Annotated in this window: 26 protein-coding genes, 1 tRNA gene and 1 pseudogene; 8 read left to right on the forward strand and 20 right to left on the reverse strand. The window is 66.2% G+C overall.

All coding sequences use genetic code 11. From position 1 onward, the window contains the following. Positions 1–70: 70 nt before the first annotated feature. The gene (gene hemP / locus DKT70_RS03410) at positions 71–250 is read left to right on the forward strand and encodes a hemin uptake protein HemP (protein ID WP_072295448.1); all 180 of its coding nucleotides are present in this window, start codon (positions 71–73) and stop codon (positions 248–250) included. A 33-nt stretch (positions 251–283) separates the two neighbouring features. On the opposite strand, the gene DKT70_RS03415 is transcribed toward hemP, so the two are convergent. Further along, entirely contained in the window at positions 284–1,882 is a 1,599-nt protein-coding gene (locus DKT70_RS03415; protein WP_111557790.1) for a pseudouridine synthase, read from the reverse strand. A gap of 118 nt (positions 1,883–2,000) precedes the next feature. Between DKT70_RS03415 and DKT70_RS03420 the strand changes: the two genes are divergently transcribed. Both DKT70_RS03420 and DKT70_RS03425 read left to right on the forward strand, forming a co-directional pair. Further along, the gene (locus DKT70_RS03420; RefSeq protein WP_111557791.1) at positions 2,001–2,513 is read left to right on the forward strand and encodes a nucleoside deaminase; all 513 of its coding nucleotides are present in this window, start codon (positions 2,001–2,003) and stop codon (positions 2,511–2,513) included. Further along, positions 2,499–2,572 (forward strand) — tRNA-Gly (locus tag DKT70_RS03425). The genes DKT70_RS03420 and DKT70_RS03425 overlap by 15 nt, the downstream gene beginning before the upstream one ends. A gap of 8 nt (positions 2,573–2,580) precedes the next feature. Here DKT70_RS03425 and DKT70_RS03430 read toward each other — a convergent pair. Genes DKT70_RS03430 through DKT70_RS03440 form a run of 3 tightly spaced genes read right to left on the reverse strand, consistent with a single transcriptional unit; the run spans position 2,581 to position 5,735 of the window. Further along, positions 2,581–3,438, reverse strand: coding sequence for an exonuclease domain-containing protein (locus DKT70_RS03430; protein WP_111557792.1), 858 nt, complete (start codon positions 3,436–3,438; stop codon positions 2,581–2,583). 25 nt (positions 3,439–3,463) lie between these two features. Continuing rightward, the gene (locus DKT70_RS03435; protein ID WP_111557793.1) at positions 3,464–4,186 is read right to left on the reverse strand and encodes a transcriptional regulator NanR; all 723 of its coding nucleotides are present in this window, start codon (positions 4,184–4,186) and stop codon (positions 3,464–3,466) included. Between the two features lie 22 nt (positions 4,187–4,208). Then, complete coding sequence (locus DKT70_RS03440; protein WP_111557794.1) at positions 4,209–5,735, reverse strand: hypothetical protein; 1,527 nt, start codon at positions 5,733–5,735, stop codon at positions 4,209–4,211. 80 nt (positions 5,736–5,815) lie between these two features. Between DKT70_RS03440 and DKT70_RS17985 the strand changes: the two genes are divergently transcribed. Then, a complete protein-coding gene (locus tag DKT70_RS17985) occupies positions 5,816–5,971 on the forward strand; it encodes a hypothetical protein (RefSeq protein ID WP_158529936.1) in 156 nt (51 codons plus the stop codon). A gap of 16 nt (positions 5,972–5,987) precedes the next feature. Here DKT70_RS17985 and DKT70_RS03445 read toward each other — a convergent pair whose 3' ends face one another. The 5 genes and pseudogenes from DKT70_RS03445 to DKT70_RS03465 form a co-directional block, all read right to left on the reverse strand. Then, the gene (locus DKT70_RS03445; protein ID WP_111557795.1) at positions 5,988–7,010 is read right to left on the reverse strand and encodes a Gfo/Idh/MocA family protein; all 1,023 of its coding nucleotides are present in this window, start codon (positions 7,008–7,010) and stop codon (positions 5,988–5,990) included. Positions 7,011–7,144: 134 nt separating this feature from the next. Beyond that, positions 7,145–8,421: pseudogene (locus DKT70_RS03450) on the reverse strand (TRAP transporter large permease). Continuing rightward, positions 8,418–8,894 carry a TRAP transporter small permease gene (locus DKT70_RS03455; protein ID WP_111557796.1) on the reverse strand — a complete coding sequence of 159 codons (477 nt, stop codon included), beginning with the start codon at positions 8,892–8,894 and terminating at the stop codon, positions 8,418–8,420. The pseudogene DKT70_RS03450 and the gene DKT70_RS03455 overlap by 4 nt, the downstream one beginning before the upstream one ends. A 57-nt stretch (positions 8,895–8,951) precedes the next feature. Beyond that, positions 8,952–9,929, reverse strand: a complete 978-nt coding sequence (locus DKT70_RS03460) for a TRAP transporter substrate-binding protein (RefSeq protein WP_111557797.1) — start codon at positions 9,927–9,929, stop codon at positions 8,952–8,954. A gap of 65 nt (positions 9,930–9,994) precedes the next feature. After that, entirely contained in the window at positions 9,995–10,837 is an 843-nt protein-coding gene (locus DKT70_RS03465; RefSeq protein ID WP_325048027.1) for a phosphogluconate dehydrogenase C-terminal domain-containing protein, read from the reverse strand. Between the two features lie 75 nt (positions 10,838–10,912). Between DKT70_RS03465 and DKT70_RS03470 the strand changes: the two genes are divergently transcribed. Together DKT70_RS03470 and oiaX are read left to right on the forward strand one after the other, a co-directional pair. Continuing rightward, the gene (locus DKT70_RS03470; RefSeq protein WP_199559517.1) at positions 10,913–12,292 is read left to right on the forward strand and encodes a four-carbon acid sugar kinase family protein; all 1,380 of its coding nucleotides are present in this window, start codon (positions 10,913–10,915) and stop codon (positions 12,290–12,292) included. After that, entirely contained in the window at positions 12,289–13,542 is a 1,254-nt protein-coding gene (gene oiaX, locus DKT70_RS03475) for a 3-oxo-isoapionate-4-phosphate decarboxylase OiaX (protein ID WP_111557799.1), read from the forward strand. The genes DKT70_RS03470 and oiaX overlap by 4 nt, the downstream gene beginning before the upstream one ends. A gap of 36 nt (positions 13,543–13,578) precedes the next feature. Here the strand turns inward: oiaX and pheT are convergent, their stop codons facing one another. Then, positions 13,579–15,966 carry a phenylalanine--tRNA ligase subunit beta gene (gene pheT, locus DKT70_RS03480; RefSeq protein ID WP_111557800.1) on the reverse strand — a complete coding sequence of 796 codons (2,388 nt, stop codon included), beginning with the start codon at positions 15,964–15,966 and terminating at the stop codon, positions 13,579–13,581. A gap of 239 nt (positions 15,967–16,205) precedes the next feature. Between pheT and DKT70_RS03485 the strand changes: the two genes are divergently transcribed. Continuing rightward, complete coding sequence (locus DKT70_RS03485; protein ID WP_072295461.1) at positions 16,206–16,505, forward strand: TM2 domain-containing protein; 300 nt, start codon at positions 16,206–16,208, stop codon at positions 16,503–16,505. A 10-nt stretch (positions 16,506–16,515) separates the two neighbouring features. Here the strand turns inward: DKT70_RS03485 and DKT70_RS03490 are convergent, their stop codons facing one another. The 9 genes from DKT70_RS03490 to pyk form a co-directional block, all read right to left on the reverse strand. After that, entirely contained in the window at positions 16,516–16,806 is a 291-nt protein-coding gene (locus DKT70_RS03490) for a YrhK family protein (protein ID WP_111557801.1), read from the reverse strand. Then, positions 16,803–17,885: a phenylalanine--tRNA ligase subunit alpha gene (gene pheS, locus DKT70_RS03495; protein WP_072295463.1), complete on the reverse strand. Its 1,083-nt coding sequence runs from the start codon at positions 17,883–17,885 to the stop codon at positions 16,803–16,805. Before pheS ends, DKT70_RS03490 begins: the two co-directional genes overlap by 4 nt. Before the next feature lie 85 nt (positions 17,886–17,970). Continuing rightward, entirely contained in the window at positions 17,971–19,377 is a 1,407-nt protein-coding gene (locus tag DKT70_RS03500) for an alanine/glycine:cation symporter family protein (RefSeq protein WP_111557802.1), read from the reverse strand. Between the two features lie 63 nt (positions 19,378–19,440). After that, entirely contained in the window at positions 19,441–20,790 is a 1,350-nt protein-coding gene (locus DKT70_RS03505; protein WP_111557803.1) for a cytochrome P450, read from the reverse strand. Beyond that, positions 20,790–21,887, reverse strand: coding sequence for a calcium:proton antiporter (locus DKT70_RS03510; protein ID WP_111557804.1), 1,098 nt, complete (start codon positions 21,885–21,887; stop codon positions 20,790–20,792). The genes DKT70_RS03505 and DKT70_RS03510 overlap by 1 nt, the downstream gene beginning before the upstream one ends. 124 nt (positions 21,888–22,011) lie before the next feature. Next, complete coding sequence (rplT, locus tag DKT70_RS03515; RefSeq protein WP_072295467.1) at positions 22,012–22,371, reverse strand: 50S ribosomal protein L20; 360 nt, start codon at positions 22,369–22,371, stop codon at positions 22,012–22,014. 15 nt (positions 22,372–22,386) lie between these two features. Continuing rightward, positions 22,387–22,587 carry a 50S ribosomal protein L35 gene (gene rpmI, locus DKT70_RS03520; protein ID WP_072295468.1) on the reverse strand — a complete coding sequence of 67 codons (201 nt, stop codon included), beginning with the start codon at positions 22,585–22,587 and terminating at the stop codon, positions 22,387–22,389. A 112-nt stretch (positions 22,588–22,699) separates the two neighbouring features. Continuing rightward, on the reverse strand, positions 22,700–22,933 hold the full coding sequence (locus DKT70_RS03525) for a hypothetical protein (RefSeq protein WP_111557805.1): 234 nt from the start codon (positions 22,931–22,933) through the stop codon (positions 22,700–22,702). Next, on the reverse strand, positions 22,930–24,375 hold the full coding sequence (pyk, locus tag DKT70_RS03530) for a pyruvate kinase (RefSeq protein WP_111557806.1): 1,446 nt from the start codon (positions 24,373–24,375) through the stop codon (positions 22,930–22,932). The genes DKT70_RS03525 and pyk overlap by 4 nt, the downstream gene beginning before the upstream one ends. 114 nt (positions 24,376–24,489) lie before the next feature. Between pyk and DKT70_RS03535 the strand changes: the two genes are divergently transcribed. Beyond that, positions 24,490–25,230 carry an N-formylglutamate amidohydrolase gene (locus DKT70_RS03535; RefSeq protein WP_111557807.1) on the forward strand — a complete coding sequence of 247 codons (741 nt, stop codon included), beginning with the start codon at positions 24,490–24,492 and terminating at the stop codon, positions 25,228–25,230. Positions 25,231–25,311: 81 nt separating this feature from the next. Here DKT70_RS03535 and DKT70_RS03540 read toward each other — a convergent pair whose 3' ends face one another. Further along, positions 25,312–26,172, reverse strand: coding sequence for a D-amino-acid transaminase (locus DKT70_RS03540; protein WP_111557918.1), 861 nt, complete (start codon positions 26,170–26,172; stop codon positions 25,312–25,314). Positions 26,173–26,200: the final 28 nt, after the last annotated feature.

A 26,200-nucleotide genomic window follows, 5' to 3' on the forward strand; every position in this document is an offset into this window, starting at 1 on the left:
AAAATACTTTGACATTCCTGAACAAATTTGTCAGCTTTAGGTATACTCGCGCCATAGCAAGAGGCTGATCATGACCGCAACACGCCCCGCAGAATTCAACCGCCCCGGCTCGACCTCGGTTTTCGCGCATCTGCCGCTGCATGATGCCGAAAAGCTGACCCAAGGCGGAAACCAGGCCCTGATCACGCTGGATGACCAAGTCTACCAGCTGCGCATCACGCGGGCAGGCAAGCTGATCCTGACGAAATGAGAAAAGCCGGGCCAAATGGCCCGGCTTTTTGATTCAGCCTCGCGGTCCGCGGGTTTTGCCACCGCCGGGCTTGCCCCCCGGCTTAAAGCCCCCGCCCGCCGGGCGATCGCCACGCGGCCCGCCAAAGCCTTTGCCACCGGCAGGACGCGGCTTTCCGGCCCCCTCGCCACGCGGTGCATAAGGCTTGCGATCACCGCCGTCGCGCGGGGCGTAAGATTTCTTCGGGCTATCCGCATTGTCACGTGCGCCCCAAGGCTTGCGGTCACCGCCATCACGCGGCGCATAAGGCTTCTTCGGGCCATCCGCATTGTCACGTGCGCCCCAAGGCTTACGATCACCGCCATCACGCGGGGCGTAGGGCTTCTTCGGGCCACCCGCATTATCGCGTGCGCCCCAAGGCTTGCGATCATCGCCATCACGCGGGGCGTAGGGCTTCTTCGGGCCGTCCGCATTGTCGCGCGCACCCCAAGGCTTGCGGTCGCCGCCTGGCTTGCCCGCAAAGCGCGAGGGGCGGCTGTCATCGCCGTCACGCGACTTGCCATAGGGCTTGCGATCGTCGCCCGCGGATTTGCCCCAACGCGGCTTGTCGCCTGCGGGGCGGGCGCGGTCGCCGAATTCCGGACGCGATCCACCTGGCTTGCCCTGGAAACGCGGGCGTTCGCCATCACCCTGGCGCGCGGGCTTGTCGCCCCAGCTGCGGGCCGGGCGATCACCGCGATCATCATCACGGGACCGCGCGCCGAAGACCTTGCCGCCCGGCTTGTCGCCGAAACGGCGCGGGCCGGCATCGCCACGATCCTCGGAACGGGCAAAGCGGCTTTCGGCGCCACGGGGACGCATCTCGCGCGGCTTGTCCTCGACATCGCCGGTCAGCAGGCCGCCCAGCTGGTCGCGCAGAACCTTGCGCTTGACCTCGACGACCTCGTTCTTGTCCATGCCGGTCAGCTTGAAGGGGCCGTAACCGATTCGGATCAGGCGGTTCACCTGCAGGCCGACATGGGCCATCGCGCGACGGATTTCGCGGTTCTTGCCTTCGCGGATGCCGACGCTGATCCAGGCGTTCGCGCCCTGCTGGCTGTCCAGCTTGATCTCCATCGGGGCGAAATCCTCGCCCTCGATCTTGACGCCACGACGCAGCGGATCAAAGGTCATGTCGCTTGGCGTGCCGTTGACGCGCACCCGGTAACGGCGCAGCCAGCCGGTCGAGGGCAGCTCCAGCCGCCGCTTCAGGTCGCCGTCATTGGTCAAGAGCAGCAGGCCTTCGGAATTCAAATCCAGACGACCGACGGTCATAACCCGCGGCAGATCGCGCGGCAGGGCATCGAACACCGTCTGCCGACCCAGTTCGTCCGATTCCGAGGTGATCAACCCAAGCGGCTTGTAATACAGCCACAGGCGCGTTTCCTGCGGTTCGTCCAGCTTCTTGCCATCGACGACGACGACGTCCGAGGGCTTTACGTCCAGCGCGGGGCTGGCGATCTTCATGCCGTTCACCGTCACGCGACCTTCGACGATCATGCGCTCGGCCTCACGGCGGCTGGCCACGCCCGCGCGCGCCATCACCTTGGCGATGCGGTCGGTGTCGTCGGCCTTGGCCAGTTCGTTCTTCTTGGGGGTGTTCTGATCGCTCATGCGCGTCTCCTTCGCATCTCTGCGGGGCAAAGAGGGGCTTCTACGCCCGGAACCGGCCCGAGGGAAGCGTTTCTTTCCCCGTCTTGCGCGGATAGGCGGGACTTGCCACAAGCATGTCATGGCCATCTTCACCAGTCACATGCCCATGGCGCTGGATCAAGCCCGCGCCGCCGCCCGGCGCGGCGAAGTGCCGGTGGGGGCCGTCATCACCGATCCGCAGGGGCGCGTCGTGGCGGCGGCCGGCAACCGCACCCGCGAACTGTCCGACCCCACCGCCCATGCCGAGGTTCTGGCCATCCGCGCCGCCTGCGCGGCCATCGGGTCGGAACGGTTGATCGGCCATGACCTGTGGGTGACGCTGGAGCCCTGCCCCATGTGTGCGGCAGCAATTTCCGCAGCGCGAATCAACCGGTTGTATTACGGTGCGGGCGATCAGCGCATGGGCGGCGTGGCGCATGGGGCGCGCGTCTTCGATCATCCGCAATGCCACCACCGGCCGCAGGTCTATGACGGGTTGGCCGCCGATGCCGCGCGCGACATTTTGCGCGAATTCTTTGCCGAGCGCCGCCAGACCGGCTTGAACCCCGCGCAAGGGCCGCATATAAGTCACCCCGACGCGGGCGTTGTGTAATGGTAAGACCCTTGCCTTCCAAGCAAGAGACGCGGGTTCGATTCCCGCCGCCCGCTCCAACAACCCCCTAGATCGTCAACAAATTACCGAATTCGGTTTCGGTCAGGATGCGCATGTCGGCGCCCTTGGCGATCAGGTCCTGCGCGCGGCGCTGCTTGGTGGTGATGGCCGCATCGGCGTCCTGATCGCCCACGACCAGCAGGGTCAGCGCCTTGGTGACGCCGGTGCGCACCTCGAAGCCCGCCTGCGCCGCCAGACACGCGGCCTGCATCCGGTCCAGCCCCAGACGCCCCGTAAAGCAGACCGACTGGCCGAAGAACGGCCCCTGTTCATTGCCCGGCAGACCGATCTTCGCCGGAAAGCGCGCCCGCGTGGCCGCCGTCGCGCCCAGCTCCGCGAATCCCTGTCCGGTGCGTTCTTCGGCCAGCAGGACAACCTGCGCGGCGGCCCAGGCATCCTCAACGGCATCATGATGCCTGAAGTTCAGGTTCAGTACCTTCTTCAGATTGCCCAGACCGTGGCCGCCCTGGCCGCGCAGTTCCGGCCAGGCCTTGCGCGCGATGCGCACGCTGTCAGACCAGGCGCTGGTCAGGGGCGCAAGGTTGCCGCGCGCGCAGGCGGCATCGAAGGCCATCTTGTCGAAATTGCTGTGCTGAATCAGGGCGTGGCGTTCCAGAAACGACCGCAGCGGGGCCAAGGCGCCGGCGAATCGCGGGCTGCCCCGCACCGTGCCCGCATCAATGCCGTGCAGCTGGGAATTGAAGCTGTGGAACGGCTCGTCCGGGTCCACGAAGAAGCCATGCGTGTCCACGCGGCCGTCATTGGCCACCATCGCCATGCCCACCTGGCAGATGCTGTGACGGTTGCCATTCGCCGTTTCCACGTCGATGGCGACAAAGCGATAATCGCGGTCGATGAAATCCATATGCGGCTCCGTTCGCCTGGTGGCCCTAGTGATGCCGGTACAGCATGTTCGAGCGGTCCAGATGCGCCTGCATCGCCGTCACCGCGGCATCGGTGTCATGCGCCTCCAGCAGGTCGACGATCTGGTCGTGTTCATGCAGCGTGACGTCCTCTTTGCCCGACCAGTGCAGCAGCATCCCGTGATACTGGAACAGCCAGCGCAGCAGGGACTGGCTGGTCGCGACCAGGATCGGGTTCTGCGAAATCGCGGCGATACGGTTGTGGAACGCCATGTCCAGCGTCACGAAAGCGGCGGCGTCATCCGTTTCGGCGCGCTGGCGCGAGACGATGTCGCGCAGGTCGGCGATGTCATGGGGACCGGCCGATTGCGCCGCCACCCGGACCAACCCGCATTCGAACATGCGCCGGGCCATCTTCAGATGTTCCAGCTGTTCGGGTTCGGAGGACAGCAGCATCCGTGCCACGTCATCCACCCGGCTGAGGACGCTGTCGGCGCTGAGTTCGTTCACACGGCTGCGTTCGCCGTGGCTGATCGTGATCAGCCCCATGGTGTGCATGTGCTGCAGCGCCTCGCGGACGGCGGGGCGACCGACACCGAAACGTTCCATCAGGTCGCGTTCCGACGGCATGGGCGCGCCGGGGGGCAGTTCGCCGCTGGCCATCATCGCGCGCAGGCGATCAAAGACCTCGTCGGACAGCTTGCGCCGTACGATCCGGTCCTGGCCCGTGGGGGCTGCGTCCTTCTTCATCCTCGCCTCCTGGCTGCGTCGCTCATGACCTAGGCGTTGCGGCCGGGCTGTGCAAATCCCAAGCGGTACCGCGACGCCACGCAAAGGCGTCCAGTCCCGTCACGTCATCGGCCACGGGGCGCAGATTGGCGATGAAATGATACGCATCCAGCGTCAGCATGGCGCGACCGTCACGGATGCCCGCATCCGTGACGCGCAGGCCCGCACAGGCCGCAAGTGCCGTCACCAAGGCCGCCAGAGGCCGCACCGTCCCGTTATCGTGGATCAGCCCGCGCGGGCCGTAAAGCGCAGACGGAGTCCAGACCGTCACCCCCGCCCCGGCGATGGCAGCCGCCAGCCCAAGCGTCCAGGCGGCGGCAAAGGCGCCGTCCTGGCGCGGGTCGTCATCGGTCATGCAGACCCGGTCGCGGTCCGGGTTGGGGATGGTGCGGCTGCCATAGGGGTTCTGGCGCATGGCGATGGTGGACGGCCCCAGCCGATAATCCCGCGCCCCGACAATCCCCCGACCCGAGGCCAGGATATGCGGCACCGCCTCCAGGGTCTCGACCACCGACAGGTCGTCGGCGGCATGGACGATGGGGCACAGCCCATGGGCCACGAAATCGGCATCCCCCGCCAGGGCGGGCTTGCGGTTCAACTCGGTGAAAAAGCTTGCCACACCACCGCCGAGGGGCAGGTCCGGAAAGGCGCGGCGCGCGGCAGCATGGATGTCGGGGATGGGCGGGCATGGCGGCCAATCCGATCCCAGCGGCGTCGATTGCCGATCGACCGCCGGCGTGACCATGACCGAGGCCGCGCGCAGCCCCGCTTCGCGCACCGCCTGCGCATGGGTCGCGAATTCGCCGTCCAGATCGCCATCGACGGGACATTGCGCGATCAGCTCCAGATCCATCGCCAGATCGGGGAACTGCCTTTGCAGTTGCGCAAAGCGGCGCAGATCGGGGCCGATCGGACCCTTGGTGGCATCCAGATGGCACAGGATGCGCGACGGGCCGATGGCACGCAGGTCGGCGGGGGTTCGCGCCGCTCGTTCGGCATCGCTGGCGGTCAGGACCAGCGCCGTCTGCGGGAATGCGCCGGGCTGCTGCGCCGGCCTCCAGGCCGGTGGCGCAAGGCCGGCGGCCGGCTGCCATGTCACCCGCACGGCTTGGGCAAAGACCGGATCGGGCTGGTATGGCCAGGGTTGGGACAAGGGCCTGTTATAGGTTTTGAACGAGGCGTCGCCCCATTGGCGCTGATCCTCCATCTCGAAGACATCGCCGTCCAGGCGGCAGGTTAACATGGCATCGCCGGCGCGGTGGGTCAGCCCGGTGATGTCCCTGAAGGGCTGCCAGGGCGCGATCAGGTCGGGAAAGCGGCCACCCGTCACGCGGCCATCGGCATGTTCGACCCGCACCGGCGCACCCGCGACCCCCGTGATCGGATGCAGCACGGTAAAGCCCGCGCGGTTGGTCCAGACCTGTCCGGTGCAGCGGGCGGTGACCGTCGCCTCCAGCCCGTCGGGGCGCAGCGTCAGCGCAATGTCGGCGACCAGCTGCCCCCCGCCCAAGTCGTGGATGGCGCGATAGGTGACGTGGCAGCCGGTCCCATCCTCGGTGATCGCCAGATCTTCGATGCGGGGGGGTCACCGTGCCCCAGTCGCGGTCGCGCACCAGGAACGAGACGGCGCGGATCGCCTCGGACCCTGCGACGGTCAGGTGGCGCAGCTGGCCGCGTTCCAAGGTCACCGCCGCATCGCCCGCCACCAGCCGCCGCCCCTGCACCGGCGGATTGTCGGTGCCATAGATCGCGCGCAAATCCATCACCAGCCCGCCATGTCGATGCGCGTCCCGTCGCGGGCCGAGGCATAGGCCGCCTCGACCAGGGCCAGCGTTTTCAGGTTGTCATGACCGGACGTCTCGGGCTGCGCCCCCGCGCGCAGGCAGTCGATGAAATGCGCCTGGATCAGGTGGACGCTTTCCTGGATGTTGTGCCACGGGCGTTCGGCCCAGGGCAGCAGGGGTGGCGCGACATCGCGGATATCCTCTCCGCCCGCGTTCTGGATCACCAGGCGATAGCCCGCATCCAGCCGCAGCGTGCCCCGGTCGCCGTCGATCTCCAGCAGGGTCTGGGGAAAGGTTTCGGGGCTGCGGCGGGTGGCATAGGAACAATCGACGACCGAGGTCACGCCGCCCCGATGGTCCAGCATCATGGTGGCCACATCCTCGCCCCGGATGGCGGGATTGATGCGCTGCGTGCTGGCGGAAATCCGGTCCACGTCCCCGAACAGCGCCCGCGCGACGTCCAGGATATGGATGCCCAGATCCTGGATGATGAAGCGCGGATCGGTCGCCAGATAGGGCTGGCCCGAAAACACGTCATAGCCCGACCGGAAGCTGACCCGCCCGAAGAACGGCCTGCCGATGGCGCCGCCCCGCAGCGCGGCGATGGCGGCGCGAATGGCCGATTGCCAGCGGAAATTCTCGTGCACCATCAGCGTGCGTCCGGCGCCCTGGACGGCGGCGACCATGGCGCGGGCATCCTCCATCGTCTCGGCAAAGGGCTTCTGGCAGATGACGTGCAGACCCGCATCGGCAGCCGCCTGCACCAGCATCCGGTGCGATCCGACGGTGGTGGCGATATCGACGAAATCCAGCTCCTCGGTCGCCATCATCCGCAGCGCGTCGTCGTGGATCCGCGTAACGCCAAAGGCTGCGGCGGTCCGTGCGGCACGGTCCCGATCCCGGTCGCAGACCGCGACGATCCGGGCGCCGTCGATCATCTGCCACGCATGCATCTGGTTCTGCGCAAAGAACCCGCAGCCGATCAGGGCCCCTTTCAACATATGTCCTCCCCTTAATTGCCGTTTCGGGTTGCCGGGCAACCCGCGTCCAAGGTTTCCATTGCGCCCGTTCCTTTCCGATCCTTCAGATGCGGACCGCGAATCGCCACTTCAGCGCATATGATGGCATGATGCGCTCAGGGCATCAGCCACCATCCCAGCCCCAGCGAGATCATCGGCAGATAGGTGATGGCCATCAGCAGCGTAACGACCACCAGGATCGGCCAGACCAGCGACCCGAACAGCGCCTGCACCGGCACGCGGGCCACGGCGGCAGCGGCGAACAGGTTCACCCCCAGGGGCGGCGTGATCATGCCCAGCGCCAGGTTCACCACGATGACGATGCCGAAATGCACCGGATCGATGCCATAGCTGATGGCGACAGGCGTCAGGATCGGGGCCAGCACCAGGATGGCAGCCGATGTCTCGATGAACATGCCGACGACCAGCAACAGCAGGTTCACACCCAGCAGGAAGGTCAGGGCGGATGCGAAATTGTCCTGCGCCCAGTCGCCGATGGCATTGGGCAGTCCAGACAGGCTGATCAGGAAGCTGAACAAAGCCGCCGCCGCGATGATCAGCATGATCGCCCCGACGATACCGCTGCGCCCCGGAAGATGCCCGGCAGATCGCGCCAGCCGATCTCTCGATAGACCAGCAGGCTGAGGATCAGCGCATAGATGACCGATACCGCCGCGGCCTCGGTCGGGGTGAAGACGCCGCCATAAATGCCGCCGACGATGATCACCGGCATCATCAGCGCCCCGAAGGACCGGCGCAGCGCGGGCAGGATCGGCTGGCGGCCTTCGGCGTCGCGCAGGCCGTGCCCCTTGATGCGGCACCAGATCTGGACCATCACCACCAGCCCGCCCGCGATCAGCAGCCCCGGCACCAGCCCCGCCAGGAACAGCCGCGTGATCGAGGTCTCGGTCGAGACCGCATAGAGGATCAGCGGCACCGAGGGCGGGATGATCACCCCCAGCTCGGCCGAGGATGCCTGGATCGCGCCCGCCATGCCGACCGGATAGCCGTGCCGGATCATCGCCGGGATCAGGATCGACCCCACCGCGAATGTTGTCGCCACCGACGACCCCGAGATCGCGGCGAACAGCATGCAGGTCAGCACGCAACAGCTGGCCAGCCCGCCCTGCACGTTGCCGACCATGGATTTCACCAGATCGACCAGCCGCGCCGATATTCCGCCATGCGTCATGATCGCGCCCGCCAGGATGAAGAATGGCACCGCCATCAGCGGAAAGCTGTCCAACCCCGTGAACATCTTCTGCGGGACGACCAGCAGGGGCAGGTTCGACTGGAAATGGATCGCGATGACCGAAGCCAGCCCGATGGAGACCGCCACCGGAACCGACAGGGCAAAGAGCGCGATCAGCGCGGTGGCAAGGGCGGCGTTCATGGCTGCTGCCTTTCCTGGTCCAGATGGTGCAGGATGACGCCCGCGATCGCGGCCATCGCACCGCTTGGGATCGCGGCATAAAAGAGGCTCATCGAGGTGCCCAGCATCGCCACCCGCTGCGCCTGGACGCGCAGGGTCATCGCCCAGCCCTGCCACACAAGGATCGCCAGAAAGACCAGCGTCAGCAGCGTCACCAGCCAGATGACCCAGATCTGAAGCGACGCGGGCAGCAGGCTGCGCAGGAAGTCGATGGGGATCATCGCGCCCAGCCGGAAACCGGCCGCCGCGGCCAGCAGGGTGGACCAGACGATCAGCCCGCGCGCCAGGACCTCGGACCAGCCGGCGGCGTCGCCCAGGACAAAGCGCGTCACGACCCAAAAGAAGACCAGCGCCGTCGCCGCCGCCAGCAGCAGCGCCGAGAGGTTATGCGCAAGCCGGACGATGACCTCGCCCGTGGACCGGATCGGTTTCATGATGGTTCCCCGTGCTGAATGGGTGGACCAAGGTCTGCGCCCCGGCCCGGCCAAGGCTTATTGCTGCGCGCCGCGGATGCGCTGGATCAGTTCGGGCGAATACTGATCGGCATATTGGTCATAGGCGGGCTGGACGGCCTTGACGAAGGCGGCCTTGTCGATGGTCTCGACGACATTCATGCCGTTTTCCTTCATCTGCGCGATGCCTTCGACCTCGTTCTTGGCGACGGTGGCGCGGGATGCTTCGGCGGCTGCATGGGCGGCCTGGCGGAACCAGTCCTGCTGTTCGGGGGTCAGCGCGTCGAAATGGATCGCGGACATGGCAACGACGGCAGGCGAATAGACATGGCCCGTCAGCGTGATGTTATCCTGGATTTCCCACATGTTGTTCGCCGTCACGATGGTGATGGGGTTTTCCTGCCCGTCAATCGTGCCCTGTTGCAGCGATGTCAGGACCTCGGTCCAGCTCATGGGGGTCGGGGCGGCACCGGCGGCCTTGAAGGCGGCGATATGCACCTCGTTCTCCATGGTGCGCAGTTTCAGCCCCTCAAGGTCCTCGGGCGTCTCGATGGGCCTGATCGAGTTTGTCACATGACGAAACCCGTTTTCCGCCCATGCCAGGCCGACCAGCCCGTGATTGCTGAACTGGTCCAGGATCTCCTGCCCGATCTCTCCGTCCAGGACCTGGTGGGCGCTGTCGTAATCCTTGAACAGGAACGGGAAATCCAACGCATAGACGGCTGGCACGAAATTCCCGATGGGTCCCGTGGATGAAATCGTCAGCTCGACGGTGCCGATCTGCAGCCCTTCGATCACGTCGCGTTCGCCCCCCAAGGCGCCTGCGGGACGCAGGGCGATCTCGAATTCGCCATCCGAGAGTTCGGCGATCTTCTCGGCGAAGGCGCGGCCCGCATCGCCGTAATGGCTGTCGGAGGGCGGCGTGAAGGCCATGTTCATCGTGCGCGCCTGCACCCCCAGCGGGATCGCTGTGATCATGGCGGCCATGGCAATGCCGAGGCTGGCGTATCTGGTCATCTTTCTGTTCCTCCCTTGCGTGATGGTGCCGGGCGCCCCCCCTCCGACGACGCCTTGGCGAATGGTCAGGTGATGCGGTGGATGCTGGCCTCGATCTCGTCCCATTCGAAGACGCGCTTCCAGTCGTCGCGAATCAGCATCGGCACGCCGAATTCGATGGCCTTGTTGCAGGCATCCGAAAATGCGCCTTGTCGTTCCTCGAAGATGACCGCGCCCAGGATGTTCATGTGTCCCAATAGAAAGTCGCGGGCGCATTCGTGGCTGACGCCGCTGCGGCGCACGGTTTCGTCCATTGCCTCGCGCATGACGGTCAGCAGCGACGCGCAGACGGTTTCCGACAGGCCCGGTTCCAGCATGGCCATCTGCTTGACGGTGACTTCGTAGGTGCGGGCGACGGGGGCATAGATGGCGCGGGCGATCCGGTCGCCCAGTTCGTAATGTTCGCGCGGGCCTTGCATCAGCGCGCTGACGACGCCCTGTTGCGCCGCGACGCCGCCGAAATGGTCGGCGCGGCCTTCGGGCGTGGATTCGTCGTTGAAGATGGGCGGGTGACAGGGGTGGGTCACGAAATAGGTGATGTCGGCGCGTTCCGGCAGATGGCCCGCAAAGGGCGCTGCCGCGTCCAGCACGACGACCATCGTGCCCGGCGCCAGCACCGGCACCACCTGGGCCGCGACCTTGCCGATCACGGTGTCGGGCACGGCCAGAATCACCACCTCGGCCCCCTGCAGGGCCGCGTCCTGCGCCACGCAATCCAACCCGGTTTCTGATTTCAGGCGATTGCGACCGAACTCGCTCGCCTCGACATGGGCCACTTGGAAATCAGTCCGCGCCAGGTTGGTTGCCAAGCGCACGCCCCTTTTTCCCCCGGCCCCGAACAGCGCCACTTTCGTCATGTCATCCCCCATCGGAATCAGATCTTGCCTTAACTGGTATGATGAGATGATAATGATAGCATCATGTCAAGCATCGCAGGGGGGCTTATGCGAAAAGACACGCCGCTGGTCGCGTGGCTGGGCGACGACTTCACCGGTTCGGCCGCCGTGATGGAGGTGCTGCATTTCGCGGGCATCCCTTCGGTCCTGTTTACCGACGCGCCGTCGCCTGCCTTGCTGGACCGCTTTGCCGATGCGCGGGGGATCGGGATCGCCACCACCGCGCGGGCCCATGATCCGGCATGGATGGCGGACAATCTGCCGCCGCTGTTTCGGGTGCTGGCGGCGCTGAACCCGGCCCTGCTGCATTACAAGATCTGTTCGACCTTCGATTCCTCCCCTGCCCGCGGATCGATCGGTGCGGCCATCGGCGCGGGCCTTCAGGTGCGCCCTGCCCGCGCCGTCCCTCTGCTGACGGCCGCCCCCGCCATGCGCCGCTATCAGGTCTTCGGGCATCTGTTTGCGGGCACCGATCAGGGCGTTTTCCGTCTGGATCGCCACCCCGTCATGGCCCACCACCCCGCCACGCCGATGGGGGAATCGGATCTGCTGCGCCACCTTTCGGCCCAGACCGACCTGCCCGCCGCGCTGATCAACCTTGAGGATCTGGCCGATCCGCAGCCCCGTCTGGAGGCTCTGCTGGATCAGGGCGCGCGCATCCTGTCGATAGACGGCATGAATACTGTCTTCGAAGCCGCCGCCGGGCGCCTGATCTGGGACAATCGCGACAGGCTGGGTCTGGTCGCGGGCAGCCAAGGGGTCGAATACGCGCTGGTGCGCCATTGGCAGGACATCGGGATGATCCCCCCGGGCCCGACCCCCGCTTCGGCGGGCGCGGTCGACCGGATCGCGGCGGTGTCTGGGTCGGTGTCGCCGGTGACGGCGGCGCAGCTGGATTGGGCGGCCGGAAACGGCTTTGCCCTGATCGCCTTCGACGCCCGCGCCGCCTGCGGTTCCGACACCGATCTGCGATCCGAGGAAATCCGCGCCACCCGTGCCGCGCTGGCGGCGGCGGCAGAGGGCCAGTCGCCGCTGGTTCATTCGGCGGCGGGTCACGACGGCCCTCAGGTCACAGCCTTCCGCCAGAGGCTGGCCACCAGCGGCATGGACCCCGAAACCGCCAACAGCCGCATCGGGCAGGCGCTTGGGCGCATCCTGGACGCGACGCTGCGCGGGACGGGCATCCGGCGAGCGGTGATTTCGGGCGGTGACAGCTCGGGTCAAGCGATGCGCCAGCTGGGGCTGTCAGCGCTGGTCGCCAAGGCCCTCACGATTCCCGGCGCGGCCCTGTGCCAGGCCTTCGGCGACGCCCCCCATGACGGGTTGGAGATCGCGCTGAAAGGCGGCCAGATGGGGTCTCAGGATTACTTCGGCTGGATCCGCGACGGCGGCGGCCCCCGCGACACGACCCGAAAGGCACATCCATGACCCAGATGATCCGCGTCACCTATCTGATCGAAACCCCGGACGACCCCCAGGCCGTGGCCGCCAGGATCGCCGCCGATCAATCCACCGGGACCTTCACCGACCTGCCCGGTGAAACCCCCGCCCTGCGTGCCCGACACGCCGCCCGCGTCGAATCGGTGACGCCACTGGATGATCATGCCCTTCCCGCGATCCCGCAGGCACAAGGCGTCACTGGCCCCTTCTACCGCGCCAGCGCCACCATCGCCTATCCGCTGGACTCGATCGGCACCGACATCGCGGCGCTGATGACCGTGACCCTGGGCGGCGTCTTTGCCATGCGCGGTCTCAGCGGCATCCGCGTCACGGGGCTGGACCTGCCCGCCGCCTTCGCCTGCCATCCCGGGCCGCAATTCGGCATCGACGGGTCACGGCGCCTGATGGGCGTGCCTCAAGGCCCGATGATCGCCTCGATCATCAAGCCCTCGCTTGGCCTGTCGCCCCAGGACACGGCAGAGGTCGTGCGGATGCTGTGCGATGCGGGCGTCGATTTCATCAAGGACGATGAAAAGATGATGTCCCCCGCCTATTCCCCTTTGGAGGATCGCGTCCGGGCCGTCATGCCCGTCATCCGCGACCACGCCGAACGGACGGGCAAGACGGTGATGTATGCCTTCGGCATTTCCGCGGCCGATCCCGACCTGATGATGCGCAACCATGATCACGTCCTCCGGCATGGCGGCAATGCGGCGGTCATCAACATCAACTCGGTCGGGCATGGCGGCTTCAGCTTTCTGCGCAAGCGGTCGCAACTGTGCCTGCACGCGCATCGCAACGGCTGGGACCTGCTGACCCGCCATCAGGGGCTGGGATATGATTTCGGCCCCTATCAGCAGATATGGCGGCTGCTGGGGGTGGATCAGTTCCAGATCAACGGCATCGGCGCGAAATACTGGGAGCCCGATGACAGCTTCGTGCAATCCTTTGCCGATGTCAGCCGCCCCATCTTCAGTCCCGCCGACCGTCCCCTGCCGGTCGTTTGTTCGGGGCAATGGGGCGGCCAGGCCTTCGAGACTCGGCGCCGCACCGGACAATCGCTGGACCTGATGTATCTGGGCGGGGGCGGCATCCACGGCCATCCGAACGGTCCCGCGGCCGGCATCCGCGCGATCCGCCATGCCTGGCGGGCCGCCGCGGCGGGGCTGACCATCCAGCAGGCCGCGGCAGAGCATCCGGATTTTCGCGCCGCCTATGAAAAATGGGGCCGCCCCTGAAGGCAGCCCCATGATCCGTGCAGCAACCCCTCGCCCTCAGGCGCGCAGGGTACCGCCTGTGGCCTTCTGGACCTTCTCGATGACCTTGCGGGCGACGGCCTCGATATCGGCATCGGTCAGGGTCTTGTCGCGCGGTTGCAGGCGCACGGTGATGGCGATGGACTTGCGCCCGTCCTCCAGCCCCGGGAACTGATCGAAGACCGACACCGACTGGATCAGCGCCTTGTCGGCACCTGCGGCGGCATTGACCAGGGTCAGCGCCTCGACCTTGGGATCGACGACAAAGGCGAAATCGCGGTCGACGGCCTGCAGGCCCGCCGCATCCAACGCCGGACGCGTTGCGGTCTTGGTCTTGGGGAAGGGCACCGCGGCCAAGTTCACCGTGAAGGCGACGGCCGGTCCCTTGACGCCCATCTCTCGCAGGATCTTGGGGTGGATCTCGCCGAAACTGGCCAGCACGTTCGGCCCCAGCGCGATGTTGCCCGCGCGGCCCGGATGCCACCAACCGTCCAGCTTGCGGTTGATCTGCGCCTTGGCGGGCGCGCCGATGACCTGCAAAATCGCCTCAGCATCGGCCTTGGCGTCATAGAGATCGACCTTGCGGCGGCTGCCATAGGGGTCGCGCGCCGCGCTGTGGCCGATCAGCAAGCCGCTGATGCGGACGGCCTGATCGCCGGGTTCGCCGCCCGAAAAGACCGGCCCCAGCTCGAACAGGGCCAGATCGGCGGCCCCGCGCGCCTGGTTGCGGGCGGCTGCCGCCAGCAGACCGGGCAGCAGGTCGGGACGCAGATGAGACATCTCGCTGCTGATCGGGTTTTCCACCCGCACCGCATCCTGGCCACCGCCGAACAGTGCCGCCGACGCCTGGTCGATGAAGCTGTAGGTCACGCATTCGTTGTAACCCAGGGCCGCGGCCATCCGGCGCGCGGTCTTTTCGCGCATCTGCAAGGGGGTTAGGATCGGCTTGGGGACTCCAGCCTGCGGACGCGACAGCGGCCTGCCCTCCAGCTTCGAAAAGCTGACGATGCGGCCGATCTCCTCGATCAGGTCGGCCTGGCCCAGAACGTCGGGACGCCAGGACGGCACATGCGCCATGTCGCCCTCCAGCCGGAAGCCAAGCGCCTCCAGCGTGCTGCGCTGATCGGCTTCGGGGATGTCCATGCCGATCAGGCGCGTGGTGCGCGCGGGGTCCAGGCGATAGGCGCGCGACGTGTCGGGGATGGCGCCCGCCGTCACCACCGAAGACGCCTCGCCGCCGCACAGGTCCAGCACCATCTGCGTGGCCAGATCCAGCCCCTGCAGTGTGAAGGCCGGGTCGATGCCGCGTTCGAAACGGTATCGCGCATCGCTGTTGATCTTCAGCGCCCGCCCCGTCGTGGCGGTGCTGATCGGATCGAAATAGGCGGATTCGATGAAGACATCGACCGTGTCCTCTTGCGCGCCCGATGCCGCGCCGCCCATCACGCCCGCGATGCTTTCGATGCCGCGATCGTCGCAGATGACGACGGCGCCTTCGGGCATGGCATAGGTCTTGTCGTCCAGCGCGACCAGTTCCTCACCCTCCCGGGCCCCGCGCAGGGTCAGGTCGCCCGTGACCTTGGCCGCATCGAAGACATGTAGGGGACGGTTCAGGTCGAAGGTGAAGAAGTTGGTGATGTCCACCAGCGCGTTGATCGGGCGCAGGCCGATGGCGGTCAGGCGCTTGCGCAGCCATTCCGGGCTGGGCCCGTTCCTGACGCCCCGCACCATGCGGCCTGCGAAGAACGGCGCCTTGTCGGCCACGTCATCGGCGATGGTCACGCCGATCGGACAGTCGAACCCGACAGCGATCTGGGCCGATCCGACCGGCTTCAGCACGCCCAAGCCCCGGGCCGCCAGGTCGCGGGCGATGCCATGGACGCCAAGCGCGTCGGGGCGGTTCGGGGTGATCTTGATATGGATCATCGGGTCGATCTTGTCAGGCGCGTTCTGCGCCAGCCAGTCGACATAGCGCTGCCCGACCTCGCCCGAGGGCAGCTCGATGATGCCATCATGTTCGTCCGACAGCTCCAGCTCGCGCTCGGATGCCATCATGCCGTGGCTCTCGATGCCGCGGATCTTGCCGACGCCCAGGGTGACGTCCAGACCCGGCACGTAATCGCCGGGCTTGGCCAGGACCACAGTGATGCCCGCCCGCGCGTTCGGCGCGCCGCAGACGATCTGCTTTTCGCCCTCGTCGGTCATCACCCGGCAGACGCGCAGGCGGTCGGCATCGGGATGCTGTTCGGCATGGTCCACCCGCGCCAGCGTGAAGCCGCCCAGCCTGGCGGCGGGGTCGGCGATCTCTTCGACCTCCAGCCCCAGGTCGGTCAACGCCTCGGCGATCTGATCGACGGTGGCGGTGGTCTCGAGATGCTCTCTGAGCCAGGACAGGGTGAACTTCATGACTGTGGCTTTCCGGGTTCCGGCCCGCGCAGGCATGTGGCGGGGGTGGGTTTGCAGCCTTGAACCGCGCAAGGGGCCAAGGGTCAAGACGGATCGTGGCTTTTTGCCCCCATCGGCGGGTTTTGCAGCGCGCTGCGACGGCGCGAAACCCCTGGGCCCGGTCTTGCGCGGCGGTGATTTGCCCCTAACTGATGGGAAAGGGTCATGTGCGACCCACCCCTTTGAAAGGCCCAACCACGATGCAGACCGACCGTCAGCTTCTGATCGAACAGCGTGTCGCGAACGAGGCGAAATCGCCCTTCGTGGCCTATCTGCTGCTGATTTTCCTCTGGGGCTTCGGCGTGCATCGCATGTATCTGGGCCGCTGGATCAGCGGGCTGCTGATGCTGGTCGTCTGGGGCCTTGGCTGGCTAATGACGCCGATCCTGATCGGCTGGATCCCGGTGGGTTTCATCGTGCTGTGGTGCGTGATCGACCTGTTCCTGATCCCCGGCATGATCGACCGTGACAAGAACGACATCAGGCGGCGGCTGGCCTGAGGCCACGCCCCTAACCGATGCGTTCGGCCAGGGTTTCGGTCTTGCCCATGCGATAGAGCTTGATCTCACGCCACAGCTTCAGCGTCGGCTTGGCCGCGAACAGGAACGACCCGATGGTGAAGAACCAGGTCGCGGGCGTCTGCCAGTCATCGGAAAAGAACATGATCGATCCGATGATGAAGCACAGCGCCGCCCCGAAATCGACGATGGTGTGGGCGATCTCGAACCGGGCATAGGTGCGGCGCGTGGCATCGGATGCCTCGCGCCGGTGATGCTGGAAGATGCCGCCCCAAAGGCTCATGCAGACAGGCCGCCCGACAGGCTGGGCGTGTCGCCGGCGGCAAAGCCGTAATGGCGCAGCCAGCGCAGGTCGCTTTCGAAGAAGGCGCGCAGATCGGGAATGCCGTATTTCAGCATCGCCAAGCGGTCGATGCCGATGCCGAAGGCAAAGCCTTGCCATTCGTCGGGATCGATCCCACCCGACCGCAGCACATGGGGATGCACCATCCCCGATCCCAGGATTTCCAACCAGGAATTGCCCTGGCCGACCTTCAGCTGGCCGCCTTCCCAGGAACAGCGGATATCCACCTCGGCCGAGGGTTCGGTGAAGGGGAAGTGGCTCGCGCGGAAGCGCAGCTCGACCTGATCGACCTCGAAGAAGGCGCGGCAGAATTCCTCCAGCGTCCATTTCAGCTGGGCCATGCTGATGTCGCGGCCGATGGCCAGACCCTCGATCTGGTGGAACATCGGCGTATGCGTCTGGTCCATGTCCATGCGATAGACGCGGCCCGGCGCGATGACGCGGATCGGCGCGCCCTGATCCTGCATGGCGCGGATCTGCACGGGGGAGGTATGGGTGCGCAGCACATGCGGCGGGCGGTCGTCTCCCGGCGCGCGATGCATGAAGAAAGTGTCGTGTTCCTGGCGCGCAGGGTGTTCGGGCGCGATGTTCAGCGCGTCGAAATTGTACCAGTCGCTTTCGACCTGCGGGCCTTCAGCCACGGCAAAGCCCATATCGGCAAAGATCGCGGTAATCTCCTCGGTCACTTGGGTGATCGGGTGGATCGTGCCGCGGGGGCGCGGACGGCCCGGCAGGGTGACGTCCAGCCATTCCTCGGCCAGGCGCGCCTCCAGCGCGGCATCTTCCAACGACAGTTTGCGCGCGCGCAGGGCGGCGTCGATCTCGTCGCGCAGCTCGTTCAGGCTGCGGCCGATGGTCTGGCGTTCCTCGGGCGTCATCTTGCCCAGTTCGCGCATCTTCAGGCTGATCTCGCCCTTCTTGCCAAGGGCGGCAAGACGCACCTCCTCGATGGCGGCGGGATCGGTGGCAGAGTTGATGCGGTCAAGCCAAAGCTGGCGCAGCGGGGTCAGATCGTCCATCGGGGGCCTCATTCCAGTTGGCCCCGCGTTAGCATGCAGGGCCGCGCGGGGGAAGCCTTGGCCCACCCGCGCGACCCAAGTTCGGTCAGTTCCAGATATCGCCCTTGACGCCCGGCGCGATGCCGGGGTGGTCGGCGATGTGGAATTCGGGCTCCTTGCCGGCTTTGCGCTGACGCAGATAGTCGCGCGTCACATGCGCCACGGTGCCCGACAGCGCGACGATGGCGATCAGGTTGATCGTGGCCATCAGCCCCATGCTGGCATCGGCAAAGTTGAAGACCGTGGTGACGGCCTGCAGCGATCCCCAGATCACCATCGCCAGCGCCGCAAGGCGCAGGATCAGGATGCCGGTCTTTCCCGCGCCCAGGAAGGACAGGGCATTTTCGGCATAGCTGTAATTGCCGATGATCGAGGTGAAGGCGAAGAAGAAGATCGCGACCGCCACGAAGATATGGCCGAAACCGCCGAAATGATCGGCCAGCGCGGCCTGCGTCAGGTTCACGCCCGTCAGCTGGTCCGAGGGCATGACATCGGCCAGAAGGATCATCACCGCCGTGGCCGTGCAGACCAGAATGGTGTCGATGAAGACGCCCAAGGCCTGGACGAAGCCCTGGCTGGATGGGTGATGGGGGGCGGGAACGGCCACGGCCGCGATGTTGGGGGCGGACCCCATGCCGGCCTCGTTCGAGAAGAGGCCCCGCTTGATGCCGTTCAGCGCCGCCGCCATGACACCGCCGGTGACACCGCCGACAGCCTCTTGCAGGCCGAATGCGGATTTGACGATGCCCGTCAGGATGCCCGGCACGGCGGGCAGGTTCATGGCCAGAACGACGATCGCGGTCAGCAGATAGATCCCCGCCATCGGCGGAACCACCATCTGCGCGGTGCGCGCGATCTGGGGAATGCCGCCGAAGATGATGACGCCCGACAGGGCCGCGACGATGACACCGACGATGGCCGGGTTGATGCCGAACGCCACCTCGACCGCCTGCGCGATGGAATTGGCCTGGACCGCGTTGAAGACCAGCCCGAACGAGATGATCAGCGACACCGCGAACAGCCCCGCCAGCCAGTTCATGCGCAACCCGCGCGAGATGTAATAGGCCGGTCCGCCCCGGTACATGCCATCCGTGCCATGCACCTTGTAAAGCTGGGCCAGCGTCGATTCCGCATAGGCCGTGGCCATGCCGACCAGCGCCACCATCCACATCCAGAAGATCGCCCCCGGACCACCAAGCGTCAGCGCGACCGCGACGCCCGCGATGTTGCCGGTGCCCACGCGGCTGGCCAGCGACACCGACAGCGCCTGGAACGGCGAGATGCCGTTGCGGTCGGTTTCGTCCGAACCGCGCACACAGCGCCACATTTCGGCGAAATGCACGAATTGCAGCAGTCCAAGGCGGAAGGTGAAGTAGAGACCGACGGCCAGAAGGCCATAGATCAGCACGTAACCCCAGAAGATGGTGTTCAGAAAGTCGATGATGGCGCTCATCACGGTCCCCAGGCTGCTAAAACTTTGCGCATCCTGTAACACTCATGTGAGCAGACGCAAGGTTCAGGCTGGGCCGCGGCGGGGTTCGACCTCCAGCCAGACGCCGCCTTCGGGGCGCAGGGTCAGGATCATCCGGGGTTGCGGATCGCGGCCGGGAACGGCTTTGAACCGGAAACGGGCCAGCAGTGTGGACAGGATGATCACGGCCTCCTGCAGGGCAAAGCTGGCGCCGATGCAGATGCGCGGCCCCGCCCCAAAGGGCAAAAAGGCATAGCGGTCGGGCGTGGTCAGGAAACGGTCGGGGTCAAAATCGTCGGGCCGGTCCCACAGCAGGTGATGGCGGTGCAGCGCATAGACGGGGATCATCACCGTGTCGCCGGGCTTTACCTGCCGTCCGCAGAGCGTGTCCGGCGCCTGCGCGGTCCGCGACAGGAAGGCGGCAGGTGGATAAAGGCGCAGCGTTTCGTTCACGATGCGCTGGATCAGGGGCAGCTGCCCGTAATCGGCGGCGGTGGCGGCGCGGTCACCCAGAACGGCACGGGCCTCGGCCGCCGCGCGTTCCTGGATGGCAGGGTCAAAGGCCATCAAATACAGCGCCCAGCCCAGGGTCAGCGCGGTGGTTTCATGCCCCGCGACGATGAAGGTCAGCAGGTTGTCGCGCAGCTCGTCGCGGTTCATGGCGCGGCCGGTCTCGGGGTCCTGGGCGTCCAGCAGCAGGTCCAGCAGATCAGGCGCGCCGTCCTTGGGGGCCTTGGCGCGGGCGGCGATGGCCTTGTCGGCAACCGCCTTCATCCGCTTCAGCCCCGGCCCCGCGAACAGACGCCCCGGACGCGGCAGCCATGCGGGCAGCCCCAAGACGTCCATCAGCGACACCTTGGCCGTCTGCGCGATATAGGCGTCGATCGATTTGTGGACATGATCGCGGTCGAACATGCCGTCACCGGAAAATGTCACATCGGAAATGACCTCGAATGTCGCGGCGACGGTTTCCTGAAACAGGTCCACCGGACCCCGCGCGGCGGCCAACCGACGCGACGACGCCTCGGCGGCGGCGGTCATCACGGGGCCAAGCGCCTCGACATGGCGGTGGGCAAAGGCGGGGGCGGCGGCGCGGCGCTGCCAGCGCCAATGGGCGCCTTCGGCCACGAACATGCTGCTGCCGATGGCGGGTTGCAGGATCAGCTTGGTCGTCACCGACTTGGGGTAATCCTCGACCCGGTCCTTCAGGATGTGTCGCAGTGCGCCGGGATCCATGACCATGTGCCAGCGCAGCCCCGTCTTGCCCGACACGATGGGCTGGCGGACCGCGATGCCGGGGATCAGCTCCAACAGGTTGCGGCGCGCGGTCATCACCGTGCCGATCGCCCCCAGAGGTCGGAAGGCCAGCGGCACCTTGACGGGTTCGGTTGTCATCACGGCTCCAGGATCAGGGCCAGATAGGCCAGGAACAGCACCAGATGGACGGCGCCATGCAGAACATTGGTCCGGCGCGCCCCGAAGGTCTGCACGCAGGTCAGCAGCGTCAGCGCCAGCAGCACCTGCATCTGCGGCCCAAGGCCCAGGATCACCCCCTGCCCCGTGGCCATGCCGATGATCAGCACCGCAGGCACCGTCAGCCCGATGGTGGACAACGCCGCCCCCAGGCAGAGGTTCACCGCGCGTTGCAGACGGTTCGACAGGGCGGCACGGACCGCCGACATCCCCTCTGATGCCAGAACGATGGTGGCGATGACAACGCCGCCAAGTGCCGCAGGCAGCGACATGGCATTGATGCCGTGATCGACGAAGCCCGCCATTTTCTTGGACAGCAGCACGATCGGCAGCAGGGTCGCCACCAGCAACAACCCATGTGCCCAGGTGGCATAGCTGGCATCGCCGTGTCGGATGACGGGGGGATCCTCGGGTTCGGTGAAGAAGCCGCGATGGCGCACGGTCTGGATCGACAGGAATACCAGGTAGAGCGCGAAGGTCACGATGGAAAAGAACAGCGCCTGCCCGCCCGTGAAGCTGCCGTCCCTGCTGGAGATGGTGTAATCCGGCAGCACCAGCGCAAAGACCGCCAAGGGTACCAGCACCGTCAGGAAGGACGAGGCGCCCGCGAAATTATAGCTCTGTTCGCCATGCCGCAGCGCCCCCAGCAGCAGCGACAGCCCCACCAGCCCGTTCAGCACGATCATCACCACCGCGAACATCGTGTCGCGCGCCAAGGTCGGGCCGCCATCGCCCGACAACATCACCGACCCGATCAGCGCCACCTCGATGCAGACGACGGCCAAGGTCAGGATCAGCGTGCCGTATGGTTCGCCCAGACGTTCGGCCAGGGCCTCGGCGTGGCGGACGACGGCGGATGCGCCCCAGACCATCACCCCCATCAGCCACAGGAACGACAGCGCGCCGCCGATCCCGGCAGCGGGGGCCAGCGCGCCATGGCCGAACAGGTTGAAGACCGCCAATGTGGCGATCACGGCCAGGATCGCGATTTCCCGCGACAGCTTGTTCAGGGTTCTCATGGGGGCAAGATATGCGGGCGGTCCGACCCCGGCAATCTGCACGGCCCATCACGTTCGCGGCACGAAAAAGGCCCGCCCCCTGCGCGGGAACGGGCCTTTCAATGTCGGCATCTGCCCCGAAGGATCAGGCAGCGGCCTTGGCTTGTGCGACGATGGCACCGAAGGCTTCGGGCTCGTTCACGGCCAGATCGGCCAGGACCTTGCGGTCAACCTCGATGCCGGCTTTCGACAGCAGGTTGATGAAGCGCGAATAGGTCATCTCGGCGTCGACCATGCGGACGGCGGCGTTGATCCGCTGGATCCACAGGGCGCGGAAGTTGCGCTTGCGGTTCTTGCGGTCGCGGGTCGCGTATTGGTTGGCCTTGTCGACGGCCTGGGTGGCGGTGCGGAAGTTGCGCGAACGCGCGCCATAATAGCCCTTGGCTTGATCGAGGACTTTCTTGTGGCGAGCGTGGGTCACCTTGCCGGATTTAACGCGGGACATGTGTGGTTCTCCTGATCAGCGAGCGTAGGGCATGTATTTCTTGACGATCTTGGCGTCTGCATCGCAAAGCACCGTCGTCCCGCGAGCGTCGCGGATGAACTTGGTCGTGCGCTTGATCATGCCGTGGCGTTTGCCGGCCTGACCTGCCTTGACCTTGCCCGAGGCCGTCATCGAGAACCGCTTTTTCGCGGCCGACTTGGTCTTCATCTTCGGCATTTTCGTCTCCTTCGTCAGAGTGATCATGCGACTCGGCAATGCCATGATCGGCCGGCCGCATGTGTAAGGAAGGGCGCCGTATAGGACGGCGCCCCGCAATTGGCAACCCCAATCAGCCGGCCGAACCGATCCCCGTCACGCGATGGAACGCGGATGCCACGTCACTGGGGTGGAAGGGATCGGGATCGACGGATGCGCCGCTCACCAGCACCACGATCCCGGCCATGAAGGTCAGGATCGCGGCACGGGGCGCCTGCGTGCGCGCCAGCTGCACGACGGCCAGCACCAGCGACAGGGCGCAAAGCGCGATGCCGGCCAGCAGCAGAAGATCCGCCGCCAGCATCATTCGGCGTCCGAGGCAAAGATCAGCCGGTCGTCGCAGGGCGCGATCCGGATGATGTTGGTGGTGCCTGCGACGTTGAAGGGCACCCCCGCGATGACCACGACCTGCCGGGTTTCATCGGCGAACTTGTGATCGCGCGCGGCGCGGGTCGCGTTGACCACAGCTTCCTTGAACCGGCTGAGGCGTGGGGTGATGACGCAATGCGTCCCCCAGGTCAGACACAGCCGGCGGGTCACCGATTCCAGCGGGCTGAGCGCGATGATCGGCACGCGGGGGCGTTCGCGCGCCACCAGACTGACCGTCTTGCCCGATTGGGTGAAGGCGCAGATCGCCGCAACATCGGTGGTTTCCGCAATTTCACGCGCGGCGGTGACGATGGCGTCGGGGACCGAGGACAGGCTGGCATTGCGCGCGGCCTCGATGATCGAGCGATAGTTCTTGTCCGCCTCGACCGACTTCGCGACATTGTCCATCGTCTGTACGGCTTCGATCGGGAAGCTGCCGGCGGCGCTTTCGGCCGACAGCATGACGGCATCGGCGCCTTCATAGATGGCGTTGGCGACATCGCTGACCTCCGCCCGGGTGGGCATCGGGCTGTCGATCATCGATTCCAGCATCTGGGTCGCGACGATCACCGGCTTGGCGGCGCTGCGGCACAGGCGCACCAGGCGCTTCTGGATCGGCGGCACGGAATAGACCGGCAATTCCACCCCCAGATCACCACGCGCGACCATGATCCCGTCCGAGACCTTCAGGATCTCGTCGAAGGCGCGCACGGCGGCAGGTTTCTCGATCTTGGACAGCACTGCGGCGCGGCCCTTGGCCAGCGCGATGGCTTCCTCGACATCCTCGGCGCGTTGCACAAAGGACAGGGCCAGCCAGTCGACGCCCAGTTCGCAGGCGAATTCCAGGTCCGCGCGGTCCTTGTCCGACAGGGCGGCCAGCGGCAGCACGACATCGGGGACGTTCACGCCCTTGCGGTCGGAGATGGTGCCCCCGACGGTGACGACGCATTCGGCGAAATCGGCGCCGCAGCTTTCGACCGTCAGGCGGATCTTGCCGTCGTTGACCAGCAGCTCGCTGCCCTCGATCAGGGCAGCGAAGATTTCCGGGTGGGGCAGCTGAACACGGGTCTTGTCGCCCGGCGTGCCATCCAGATCGAAGCGGAACTTGTCGCCGACCTCCAGATCCTGCGGACCCGAACCAAAGGGGCCGACGCGCAGCTTCGGCCCTTGAAGGTCAGCCAGAATGGCGATCGGCCGGCCGGTGTCGGCCTCGATCTCGCGGATGGTGTTGTACCGTTCCCGATGGTCGTCATGGCTGCCATGGCTCATGTTCAGGCGGAACACGTCGGCCCCTGCCTCGAACAGATCGCGGATCACTTCCTTGGTCGAAGATGCCGGACCAAGGGTTGCCACGATCTTCACGTTGCGATGTCGTCTCATCATCCCGCCCTATCTAAGTTTAGCGCTATCTATGCCGCAATTGCAGCGTGTCGGCAACTGGCGTCTGCCGCGCATCCGTCGTAGACAACCTGCAGCAACAGTGATGACCAAACCATGACGCACCCACCCTTCCGGATCGAAGGCGCGACACGCCCCTCCCGCTGGCTGATCACCTGTGATCATGCCGCGAATCACGTGCCCGACTGGGTGTCGGGTGGCGATCTGGGCATCGCGGCTGCCGACATGGCGCGCCATATCGCCTTCGACGTGGGGGCGGCAGGGCTGACGCGGCGCTTGGCGCAGATCATGGATGCCCCCGCGATCCTGTCGCATTTCTCGCGGCTGGTGATCGACCCCAACCGGGGCGAGGACGACCCGACCCTGCTGATGCGGCTTTACGACGGGACGGTCATTCCGGCCAACAAACATGCCGATCAGGCCGAACGCGAACGCCGCCTGGCGCGGCTGCACCGCCCCTATCACGCGGCCTTGGGCGCGTTGGCCGATGGGCATCCAGACCGCTGCATCTGCGCGATCCACAGCTTCACCCCGCAGCTGAAGGGCCGCCCGCCGCGCCCCTGGCAGGTCGGCATTCTCTATTCACACCATGATGCGCGGCTTGGTCCGGCGATGGTGCAGGCCTGCCGCGACCAAGGATGGGTGACGGGGGAAAACCAGCCGTATACCGGACATCTCGACGGCGATTCGATCGACCGCCACGCCCTGTCGCACAACCGTCCCAACATGTTGATCGAAATCCGCAACGACCTGATCGCGACCCCCGAAGGTCAGGTCGAATGGGCCGCCCGGCTGGCGCCGGTCATCGCCGAAACGCTGGCCGCAAGCGGCCTCTGACCCACCATGCAGGGCGCCGCGCGGGGGGGTCCGGGGGGCGGCCAGCCCCCCGGCGTCGCGGGACGCAAATCAGATCACAAATCAGACGGCGGTCTTCATCGTCTCTTCCAGATAGATCTCGCGCAGCCGTGCCGCGACCGGGCCGACCGACCCGTCGCCGACCGTCGCACCGTCGATCTCGACCACCGGCATCACAAAGGCCGAGGCCGAGGTGACAAAGGCCTCGTCCGCGTCCTGCGCCTCGGCAATCGTGAACGACCGCTCCTCGACCTTCATCTGAGCCTCGGCGGCAAAGCGCAGCACGGCGGCGCGGGTGATGCCGTGCAGAATGTCGTGGCTCAGTTCGCGCGTAATGATCGTGCCGTTCTTGACGATATAGGCATTGTTGCTGGTGCCTTCGGTCACGCGGCCGTCCTCGACCATCCAGGCGTCATCGGCACCACGCGCCTTGGCCTCCATCTTGGCCATCGAGGGGTACAGCAGCTGCACTGTCTTGATGTCGCGGCGACCCCAACGCAGATCCTCGACGCTGATCACCTTCCAGCCGGTCTTGGCGGCGGGCGCATGGGCCAAGCCGGGCTTTGATTGCGTGAACATTACCACCGTCGGCACCGTGTCGGCGGGCGGATAGGCGAAATCGCGGTCGCCCGGGTTGCCCCGCGTCACCTGCAGATAGATCATCCCGTCGGTGATGCCGTTTTCCGCGATCAGCCGGCGATGCGCCTCCAGATAGGCGTCGTCATCCAGCGGGTTGGTGATGGCCAGCTCCGACAGCGACCGCTTCAGGCGCACCATGTGACCGTCGAAATCGATCAGCTTGCCGCCCAGCACGCTGACGACCTCATAGACGCCATCGGCCATCAGGAAGCCGCGATCAAAGATCGACACCGTCGCGCGATCCTCGGCCAGGTAATCGCCGTTCACATAAACCGTCCGCGTCATCTGTTCCTCCTGAGGCGTCAAGACATGG

It is taken from the genome of Paracoccus sediminilitoris, assembly GCF_003259195.1.
Classification (GTDB): domain Bacteria; phylum Pseudomonadota; class Alphaproteobacteria; order Rhodobacterales; family Rhodobacteraceae; genus Paracoccus; species Paracoccus sediminilitoris.

Coding starts and splice junctions, on each gene's coding strand:
- DKT70_RS03430 (WP_111557792.1), bottom strand. CDS start 3,438: ATGGATTTCATCGACCGCGATTATCGCTTTGTCGCCATCGACGTGGAA.
- DKT70_RS03420 (WP_111557791.1), top strand. CDS start 2,001: ATGGCCATCTTCACCAGTCACATGCCCATGGCGCTGGATCAAGCCCGC.
- pyk (WP_111557806.1), bottom strand. CDS start 24,375: ATGAGACGACATCGCAACGTGAAGATCGTGGCAACCCTTGGTCCGGCA.
- pheS (WP_072295463.1), bottom strand. CDS start 17,885: ATGGACGATCTGACCCCGCTGCGCCAGCTTTGGCTTGACCGCATCAAC.
- rpmI (WP_072295468.1), bottom strand. CDS start 22,587: ATGCCGAAGATGAAGACCAAGTCGGCCGCGAAAAAGCGGTTCTCGATG.
- oiaX (WP_111557799.1), top strand. CDS start 12,289: ATGACCCAGATGATCCGCGTCACCTATCTGATCGAAACCCCGGACGAC.
- DKT70_RS03535 (WP_111557807.1), top strand. CDS start 24,490: ATGACGCACCCACCCTTCCGGATCGAAGGCGCGACACGCCCCTCCCGC.
- DKT70_RS03490 (WP_111557801.1), bottom strand. CDS start 16,806: ATGAGCCTTTGGGGCGGCATCTTCCAGCATCACCGGCGCGAGGCATCC.
- hemP (WP_072295448.1), top strand. CDS start 71: ATGACCGCAACACGCCCCGCAGAATTCAACCGCCCCGGCTCGACCTCG.
- DKT70_RS03445 (WP_111557795.1), bottom strand. CDS start 7,010: ATGTTGAAAGGGGCCCTGATCGGCTGCGGGTTCTTTGCGCAGAACCAG.
- pheT (WP_111557800.1), bottom strand. CDS start 15,966: ATGAAGTTCACCCTGTCCTGGCTCAGAGAGCATCTCGAGACCACCGCC.
- DKT70_RS03540 (WP_111557918.1), bottom strand. CDS start 26,172: ATGACGCGGACGGTTTATGTGAACGGCGATTACCTGGCCGAGGATCGC.
- DKT70_RS03525 (WP_111557805.1), bottom strand. CDS start 22,933: ATGATGCTGGCGGCGGATCTTCTGCTGCTGGCCGGCATCGCGCTTTGC.
- DKT70_RS03465 (WP_325048027.1), bottom strand. CDS start 10,837: ATGGGGGATGACATGACGAAAGTGGCGCTGTTCGGGGCCGGGGGAAAA.
- DKT70_RS03415 (WP_111557790.1), bottom strand. CDS start 1,882: ATGAGCGATCAGAACACCCCCAAGAAGAACGAACTGGCCAAGGCCGAC.
- DKT70_RS03500 (WP_111557802.1), bottom strand. CDS start 19,377: ATGAGCGCCATCATCGACTTTCTGAACACCATCTTCTGGGGTTACGTG.
- DKT70_RS03470 (WP_199559517.1), top strand. CDS start 10,913: ATGCGAAAAGACACGCCGCTGGTCGCGTGGCTGGGCGACGACTTCACC.
- DKT70_RS03460 (WP_111557797.1), bottom strand. CDS start 9,929: ATGACCAGATACGCCAGCCTCGGCATTGCCATGGCCGCCATGATCACA.
- DKT70_RS03505 (WP_111557803.1), bottom strand. CDS start 20,790: ATGACAACCGAACCCGTCAAGGTGCCGCTGGCCTTCCGACCTCTGGGG.
- DKT70_RS03510 (WP_111557804.1), bottom strand. CDS start 21,887: ATGAGAACCCTGAACAAGCTGTCGCGGGAAATCGCGATCCTGGCCGTG.
- DKT70_RS03455 (WP_111557796.1), bottom strand. CDS start 8,894: ATGAAACCGATCCGGTCCACGGGCGAGGTCATCGTCCGGCTTGCGCAT.
- rplT (WP_072295467.1), bottom strand. CDS start 22,371: ATGTCCCGCGTTAAATCCGGCAAGGTGACCCACGCTCGCCACAAGAAA.
- DKT70_RS03485 (WP_072295461.1), top strand. CDS start 16,206: ATGCAGACCGACCGTCAGCTTCTGATCGAACAGCGTGTCGCGAACGAG.
- DKT70_RS03435 (WP_111557793.1), bottom strand. CDS start 4,186: ATGAAGAAGGACGCAGCCCCCACGGGCCAGGACCGGATCGTACGGCGC.